7 protein-coding genes and 1 pseudogene are annotated in these 6,591 nt (G+C 62.9%); 4 read left to right on the forward strand and 4 right to left on the reverse strand.

Annotated features, from left to right (window positions below; all coding sequences use genetic code 11):
- Positions 1-13: 13 nt before the first annotated feature.
- Together F3J19_RS05770 and F3J19_RS05775 are read right to left on the reverse strand one after the other, a co-directional pair.
- Positions 14-340, reverse strand: coding sequence for a hypothetical protein (locus F3J19_RS05770; protein ID WP_167038659.1), 327 nt, complete (start codon positions 338-340; stop codon positions 14-16).
- A complete protein-coding gene (locus F3J19_RS05775) occupies positions 337-1,674 on the reverse strand; it encodes an acyclic terpene utilization AtuA family protein (protein WP_167038661.1) in 1,338 nt (445 codons plus the stop codon). The genes F3J19_RS05770 and F3J19_RS05775 overlap by 4 nt, the downstream gene beginning before the upstream one ends.
- 204 nt (positions 1,675-1,878) lie before the next feature.
- Between F3J19_RS05775 and F3J19_RS05780 the strand changes: the two genes are divergently transcribed.
- Both F3J19_RS05780 and F3J19_RS05785 read left to right on the forward strand, forming a co-directional pair.
- Positions 1,879-2,775 (forward strand): amidohydrolase family protein, encoded by an 897-nt coding sequence (locus tag F3J19_RS05780; protein WP_345889915.1) that lies wholly within the window; start codon positions 1,879-1,881, stop codon positions 2,773-2,775.
- A gap of 185 nt (positions 2,776-2,960) precedes the next feature.
- Positions 2,961-3,839, forward strand: coding sequence for an IclR family transcriptional regulator (locus F3J19_RS05785; protein WP_167038663.1), 879 nt, complete (start codon positions 2,961-2,963; stop codon positions 3,837-3,839).
- 24 nt (positions 3,840-3,863) lie between these two features.
- Here the strand turns inward: F3J19_RS05785 and F3J19_RS05790 are convergent, their stop codons facing one another.
- Together F3J19_RS05790 and F3J19_RS05795 are read right to left on the reverse strand one after the other, a co-directional pair.
- Positions 3,864-4,181 (reverse strand): hypothetical protein, encoded by a 318-nt coding sequence (locus tag F3J19_RS05790; protein WP_167038665.1) that lies wholly within the window; start codon positions 4,179-4,181, stop codon positions 3,864-3,866.
- Between the two features lie 23 nt (positions 4,182-4,204).
- Complete coding sequence (locus tag F3J19_RS05795; protein ID WP_167038667.1) at positions 4,205-4,582, reverse strand: hypothetical protein; 378 nt, start codon at positions 4,580-4,582, stop codon at positions 4,205-4,207.
- Positions 4,583-4,963: 381 nt separating this feature from the next.
- Between F3J19_RS05795 and F3J19_RS05800 the strand changes: the two genes are divergently transcribed.
- Together F3J19_RS05800 and F3J19_RS05805 are read left to right on the forward strand one after the other, a co-directional pair.
- A complete protein-coding gene (locus F3J19_RS05800) occupies positions 4,964-5,797 on the forward strand; it encodes a DUF932 domain-containing protein (protein WP_167038669.1) in 834 nt (277 codons plus the stop codon).
- Positions 5,798-5,919: 122 nt separating this feature from the next.
- Positions 5,920-6,468 (forward strand): annotated as a pseudogene (locus tag F3J19_RS05805) (ParB/Srx family N-terminal domain-containing protein); the annotation flags it as partial.
- Positions 6,469-6,591 lie beyond the last annotated feature (123 nt).

Here is a 6,591-nt window from a genome sequence, read left to right on the forward strand (position 1 = left end):
TCCCGCCGCAAAGTTAGAGATCGCTCACTTCGACTGGTAGCTCCAGCAGCAGGAAGCTGAACGATTTGCCATGAAAATCCAGATTCAGCGAAGCGTTCACGCCGCCCTCCAGCGCATCGTGGATCACGAAATTGAGACCCTGGAGCGCGGGGATCTCGAAACGCTCGACCGGGCCCCGGAATAGATCCGGCCAGGCTTTCGCGATGCGCTCCGCCGTCAAGGAAGCCTTGATATCTTCGTAATGCTTAGGGTCATAAGGCCAGACCGAGACACAGGACACATTGCCCTTGTCGCCGGTACGGGCCGACGCAATCTCACGGAGCGGAACCGTTCTTTTCATGACTGCAACACCTCCACCTTCGTCTCGATAGAATCGCGGCCGACATACACGGCCTGTGTCGTGACCGAAGCATTGACACTGCCCCGGTAACCGCCGCCGCCCGCGGGCCCCGCAACCCACAGGCTTTCGACTTCGGACAGAAGCGTCTGCGCCATGTCGCGGCTACCGGTACGCATCGCCGCCCGCAAACGCACGTCCTGCGTCTCGACCGGCCGGCGGATGGCGGTGGCGTGCAGCGCATTCACGCCGATCAGATCGAGGCGGATGCGTTCGTCGCAGCCGTGAACGTTGCGCATGCGCTCTTCGACGATTGCCGCTGCGAGCTGCGCGCGCTGCACCGCGCCAGGGCCGGCATAGCTGAACTCCGCCTCCGCCAGGAAGCCGCCGTCGAAGCCGACGATCGCCTTCAGCCGGTCGGGACGCGCGCGCCCTGTTGCACCGCTGACAGCGACCCGGTCGCCGCCGGTATCGTCGATGCGGACGTTGGAAAAGTCGGCGGTCACGTCAGGCGTGAGATACGCGCTCGGGTCATGCACCTCGTAAAGCAATTGTTCTTTCACGGTCAGGTCGGTGACGCATCCACCGGTCCGTTCCAGCTTCGTAATGACGGCGCTTCCGTCGGCATCGACCTCGGCAAGCGGAAAACCCACGTACGCGAGATTTGGCACGGTTTTATACGGCGGGTCGGCAAAGTAGCCGCCCGTGACCTGTGTGGTGCATTCGAGCAGATGGCCCACGGCCGTGCCCGCCCCGAGCGTCGCCCAGTCGTCGAGCTTCCAGCCGTAACGATGCGCCAGCGGCGCGAGAAAGAGCGAGGGATCGGCGACGCGTCCGGTGATCACGAGGTGGGGTTCCGCGTCCAGCGCCGGAAGAATGGCTTCCGCGCCCAGATACGCGTTCGCGCCGACAAGGCGCAAGCCGGACTCGCCAACCGTCCTGCCGATCTCGGGCAAGAACGTCGCATCGGAAATGCGGGCAGTCACGTCGTCGCCCTCGACCACGGCCACGCGAATGCGCAGGCCCATCCTGCGAGCGGCCTCAATCGCGACGTGGGCTGCGGCCCGTGGATTCGCGACCCCCATGTTGGTGACGATCGTCGTGCCGTACGCCATGCAGGCGGGAAGCACCGCGTTCAGCCGCTTCTCCAGCAGCGGGTTGTAGCCACGGGCCGAGTCCTGCGCCCGCTGCAAATGCCCATAGGCCAGCGTGCGCTCCGCCAGGCACTCGAATATGAGGTAGTCCAGATTGCCGCGCTCGGCGAGATCGCGCGCCGGATCGATCCGGTCTCCGGCAAAGCCTGCCCCAGCGCCGATACGCACCACTTGTCCCGCCATGTCATGTCTCCTGTTTCGGCAAATTTTGTTCCGAAAATCAATATTCGTTCTTATTTCGGAACATTAAACCGCACGAGTTCAGGAACCGTCAACAAGTTTTGTTCCGAATTTTATATTGACGTCCGATATCGGAATGCCTAGCATGAAAACACAAGCTGGCGACCCGGCCACCGGCCACCGCCGTTCCGAAAACACCGAGCCTGAGTGAACCGGCCCTCCCGACCCAAGACCATGACCGTCAATCGAACGCCACCCCGTGCGAACCCACTCGGATTCCGTCGAGATATCCAACCGCCGTCCTTCGCGGTTCCGCCCGGTGCGTGCGACACCCACATGCACATCGTCGGACCATTCGGGCAGTACCCGTTGCGCGAAACGCGCTCGCTGCAACCGCCCGAGTCGACGCTGGGCGACTACCTCGGCATGAAGCGTGCAACCGGCATCGAACGAAACGTGATCGTCCAACCGAGCTTCTTCGCGAAAGACAACGCGTGCACGCTGGACTCGGCAGAGCAAATGGGCGAGCATGCCCGCGCGGTGGTCGTGGTCGAGCCGGACGTCGATGAAGATACGCTCGCCGCCATGCATGCGCGCGGCGCACGAGGCGTGCGGCTCCAGCGCGTCGTGGCGGGGGGAACGAGCGTGGATGAGATCGCTGAGATCGCCGCGAAAATCCAGCCGTTCGGCTGGCATGTCCAGCTTTTCATCGATTCTGAGGATATCGAAGCACTCATCCCCCTGTTGCGGCGGCTGCCCGTGCCGGTCGTGTTCGATCACATGGCGCATGTGTATCAGGGAAGTTCGATGACATCACCGGGCTTTCGCGGCCTTCACGATCTGCTCTCTGAAGGCAAGGCGTGGGTCAAGCTCTCGGCATGGCGTTTCTCGCCCGACGACGAACGCGCCCGCGCGCTCGTGTCCATCAATGCGCAACGGGTTTTGTGGGGCAGCGACTGGCCGCACGTCTCGTACGAAGAGGACGTTCCGGACGACGGGCAACTGTTGAACCGGCTCGCGCAGTGGGCGCAGGATCCGGCAACGCTTCATGGCATCCTCGTCGACAACCCCGCTCAGCTTTACTTCCAGGACCAGCAAGGCTGATCGCCGCATCACGGCCGACGCGGCCCGCACCTCCGCGCGACGCCGCGCGGAGGCCCACTCGAGCCCCGGCCTCCGGAAAATTGCTTCCGCTATAATGGCCTGCCGGTGGCTGCGGTGAACGGGAGCCCGCCGCCCGGCGCGGAACACAGGTCAACGCAATTCCCGGATTCCGCCAAGACACGGTGATGAACAGATACAAGTCCGACGCGGAAGGCATAACTTCGCGCAAACAATACGAGACGACACGCTCGCCCGCCCGGGTGCTGCAGGTAATTTACGAACTGGCGATCAGCACGAACGGCTTGACGCTGGCCAGACTGGCCGCCCTGACGCACCTGCCGAAGACCAGCCTCCTCACGCTCCTCCGCTCGCTCGAGGCATCGAGCTACGTCATCAACGTATCGGGCATGTACCGTCTCGGCACGGAGACCTACGCGATCGCCGCGGCGATAACCGCCAAGGAACGCTTCCTGCCGACTGCGCGCCCTGCATTGCAGGCGCTCTTCGCGAATATCGGCGAAACGGTGCAGCTCGGCATTCTCGCCGAAGACGAAGAGCTTGCCGAAACCATCGAGATCATTGAAACGCGCAAGCCGGTGCGATTCTCCCTTCCGGTGGGACTGCGCCGTCCGCTTCACTCCACTTCGATAGGCAAGCTGCTGCTTGCCTATCAGCCTGTCGAATGGAGCCAGACCTATCTGAGGCGCAGCCCTCTGGAAGCATTTACGCCGCACACCATCATCGACGAAGAAGACCTGCTCGTGGAACTGGAGCGTATTCGCGAGCGCGGGATCTCGATCTCGCATGAGAACATGTTCGAAGGCATGAGCGGAATTACGGCGCCAATCTGGAATGAAGTCGGGCACATGCTGGCCGGCGTCAGCGTCACGGGGCCGACTTATCGGCTTCGCCCACAGGAAGCACACATCCGCGAACTCACTCAACGCACGGGCGAAGACATATCCCGGAGGCTTGGCTACACCGGTCCATATCCTCGCAGGGAGACCAACGGGGCTAGCGGCGTCCTTGATGGCAAACCCACGTCGGAATCCGAGTTTCACTGAGGTTCATTTTGAACTGGAGGCGCATCAATCCGTTCGCGTCTTCATCGCGCTTCGCGTTGATTTCGAAGGCTCCGGTGCAAATAGGTACCGGTCGGCCGCGTCCGCCGCAAGGATGTGACACTCGATCGCGACTGTCGCCAGCGTGTTGCCGGTATAAAGAACCGCAAACGCATCCTTGTGGCCAGCCGGCGGGTCGACGCGCAGATTCCGGTACTTTTCTTCTGGCGGGTCCCAATCCCCACCCGGATGCGCGAACAGGCGGACCAGGGGTTCACTGTTCGCATCCAGCAGCTCAAGTTCCAGGTCCCGGCCTCGGAATCCGCCCGACGACGCAGCACTCATGACGCAAGCACCGCCGCATAGGCCTAGGCTGCGTGAGAGACCGCTTCCGTTCGATCGCTCGGGGATGTCGACAGAAGCCGTCGAGCATCGTCGTCGACATCCCTTTCCGAACCTATCTTGCCAAGCATCGCTTCGATGGGTGTCAGGCCACCCAGCAGATCGTTGGGCGACGTGAAAAACGCGTATGCCTCGGCGCATCCCGGCTCGTCAAGCGCCTTCAGAACCTGCCGCAACGGCTCACCTGTAATACCCGCCCATGCCTGCAAGGCCGGATACTCCCGCGCCCGCTTGCGCCCCGGGCGAAGGATCGAAAAAAGCTCTCCCGCCCGTTCGCGCTGACGCACCGTCTCATCTCCGATCCCGCCGAGGGCCTGCGGCCGAAAGCAGTTGCCTAGGATCATCTTGCAGCGCCGCCGGGGTCGCTTGCGGCGTCTGGCCGCGCACACACTCGATTACGCGCTCGACCTCAATCTGACGCTGCAGAAAACGCGTTCGCCATTCCTTCCGTCGAACTCGCACCTTGGCATCTGCCTGCCGCCCCGTTTCCTGCCCTGTCCCGCGACCGTAGCCGAGGGCGGGGGCGAAGAACCGTGTTGCCCGCACCATCCCTCGCCTCTTTCCTTGACACCGCCCCGCCCCCGGCTCCCTGGGTCGCACGGGCAGGAAACAGGGTGTCAGGCAAAAGCAGAAGCCAACCCCGAGTTCCACCGGGAAGGTTTCCCGCGTAAGCACCAGGGCCATCCCACAGCCCGTACGTCAACCCTCTAGCTGTGGAGATAGTCATGCAACTCACTTCCTCTTTCCGTTACGGTTCACCGATGCTTCGGGCCGACTCGCCCCTGTCGGACGACCAGATTCTGCGCGTCGCGCCGTCCATCTTCGCGGACGGCAAGCACGCAAGCCGCTCGGAACGCTACACCTACATTCCCACCATCGACGTACTGCGCGGCCTGCGCAACGAAGGTTTCCAGCCGTTCATGATCTGTCAGACCCGCGTGCGCGATCAGGGCAGACGCGAATACACGAAGCACATGCTTCGCCTTCGCCACGCCGACCAGATCAACGGCGACGAAGCCAACGACATCGTCCTCCTGAACTCGCACGACGGCACCAGCAGCTACCAGATGCTCGCGGGCGTGCTGCGCTTCGTCTGCCAGAACGGCATGGTCGCGGGCGAGAACGTTGTCGATATCCGCGTGCCGCACAAGGGCAACATCGTGCAGAACGTCATCAACGGCGCATTCGATGTGCTCGACGGCTTCGACCTGATCCGCGAGCAGAAGGACGCCATGCGCGACGTGACGCTCGATCGCGACGAACAGCAGGCGTTTGCCCGCTCCGCGCTCGCCCTGCGCTACGACCCGACCGACGCAGAGGCACCGGCCCCCATCACCGAAAACCAGTTGCTCGCTCCGCGTCGCTTCGAGGATCGCCGCGACGACCTCTGGACGGTCTTTAACCGCGTGCAGGAAAACCTCACCAAAGGCGGACTGCATGGCCGCTCGCGCACCGGTCGCGCCATGTCCACGCGTCCCATCACCGGCATCGACGAGAACGTGAAGCTCAACCGCGCGCTGTGGATGCTCGCTGAGGCCATGCGCCAGATGAAGGCGTAAGCGCCAGGAGCACGCCTCGCGGCCCATTGCGCCCTTAGCTGTCAGGACTCCTCGCCGGGTCGGTTCCTGACAGGTTCTGGCAACACCACGGCCCCGGCTTTTTCAATCTTCGGGAGTCAATCATGCAAGCCCAGATCGAAACCACTCAGGTAGAAACCGCCGAAGCGGCCTCCCCGCTCGAAACCCACTTCGGCAACGAGCAGCCCATCGCGACCGTGCCGTATGCCAGCCGGCGACGCTCGCCGCTCAATGCGCGCACGAATCCCCTGTCGGGCATTCCGGGACTCGCTGCCAATATCCGTGCGAAGGGATTGCTGCAGAATCTCGTCGTCCACGAGATGAAGGGATCACGTGGCAGGCAACGCAAGTATGGTGTCTGCGCGGGCCAGCGTCGCGAGGCTGCGCTTGACCTGCTGTTCGAACAGAAGCACATCACCGCCGATTATCCGGTGCCCGTGCGGATCGTCAGCGAAGGCGAAGCCCTCGCCATTTCGCTGATCGAGAACAGCGAGCGCGAAGGACTCGATCCGTTCGACGTGCTGCGCTCCTACCGGCTGCTCGCGGAGGAAGGCCGTAGCGTCGATTACATTGCGGCACTGTTCTCAGCCTCGCCGCTCACGGTCAGACGGCGCATGAAGCTAGCCAGCGTGTCTCCGAAGCTGCTCGCTGTTGATTTGCACGGAATCCTGACCCACCCTCGGCAGTAATTTGCATCGAATCTTGACCCACGTAGAACACTGACCTGCTCGGCAACGGGCGGGGGAACGGAGTGATCGACGTGGCTATATTGAGCA

This window comes from Burkholderia sp. Ax-1724 (assembly GCF_011752995.1).
Classification (GTDB): Bacteria; Pseudomonadota; Gammaproteobacteria; order Burkholderiales; family Burkholderiaceae; genus Paraburkholderia.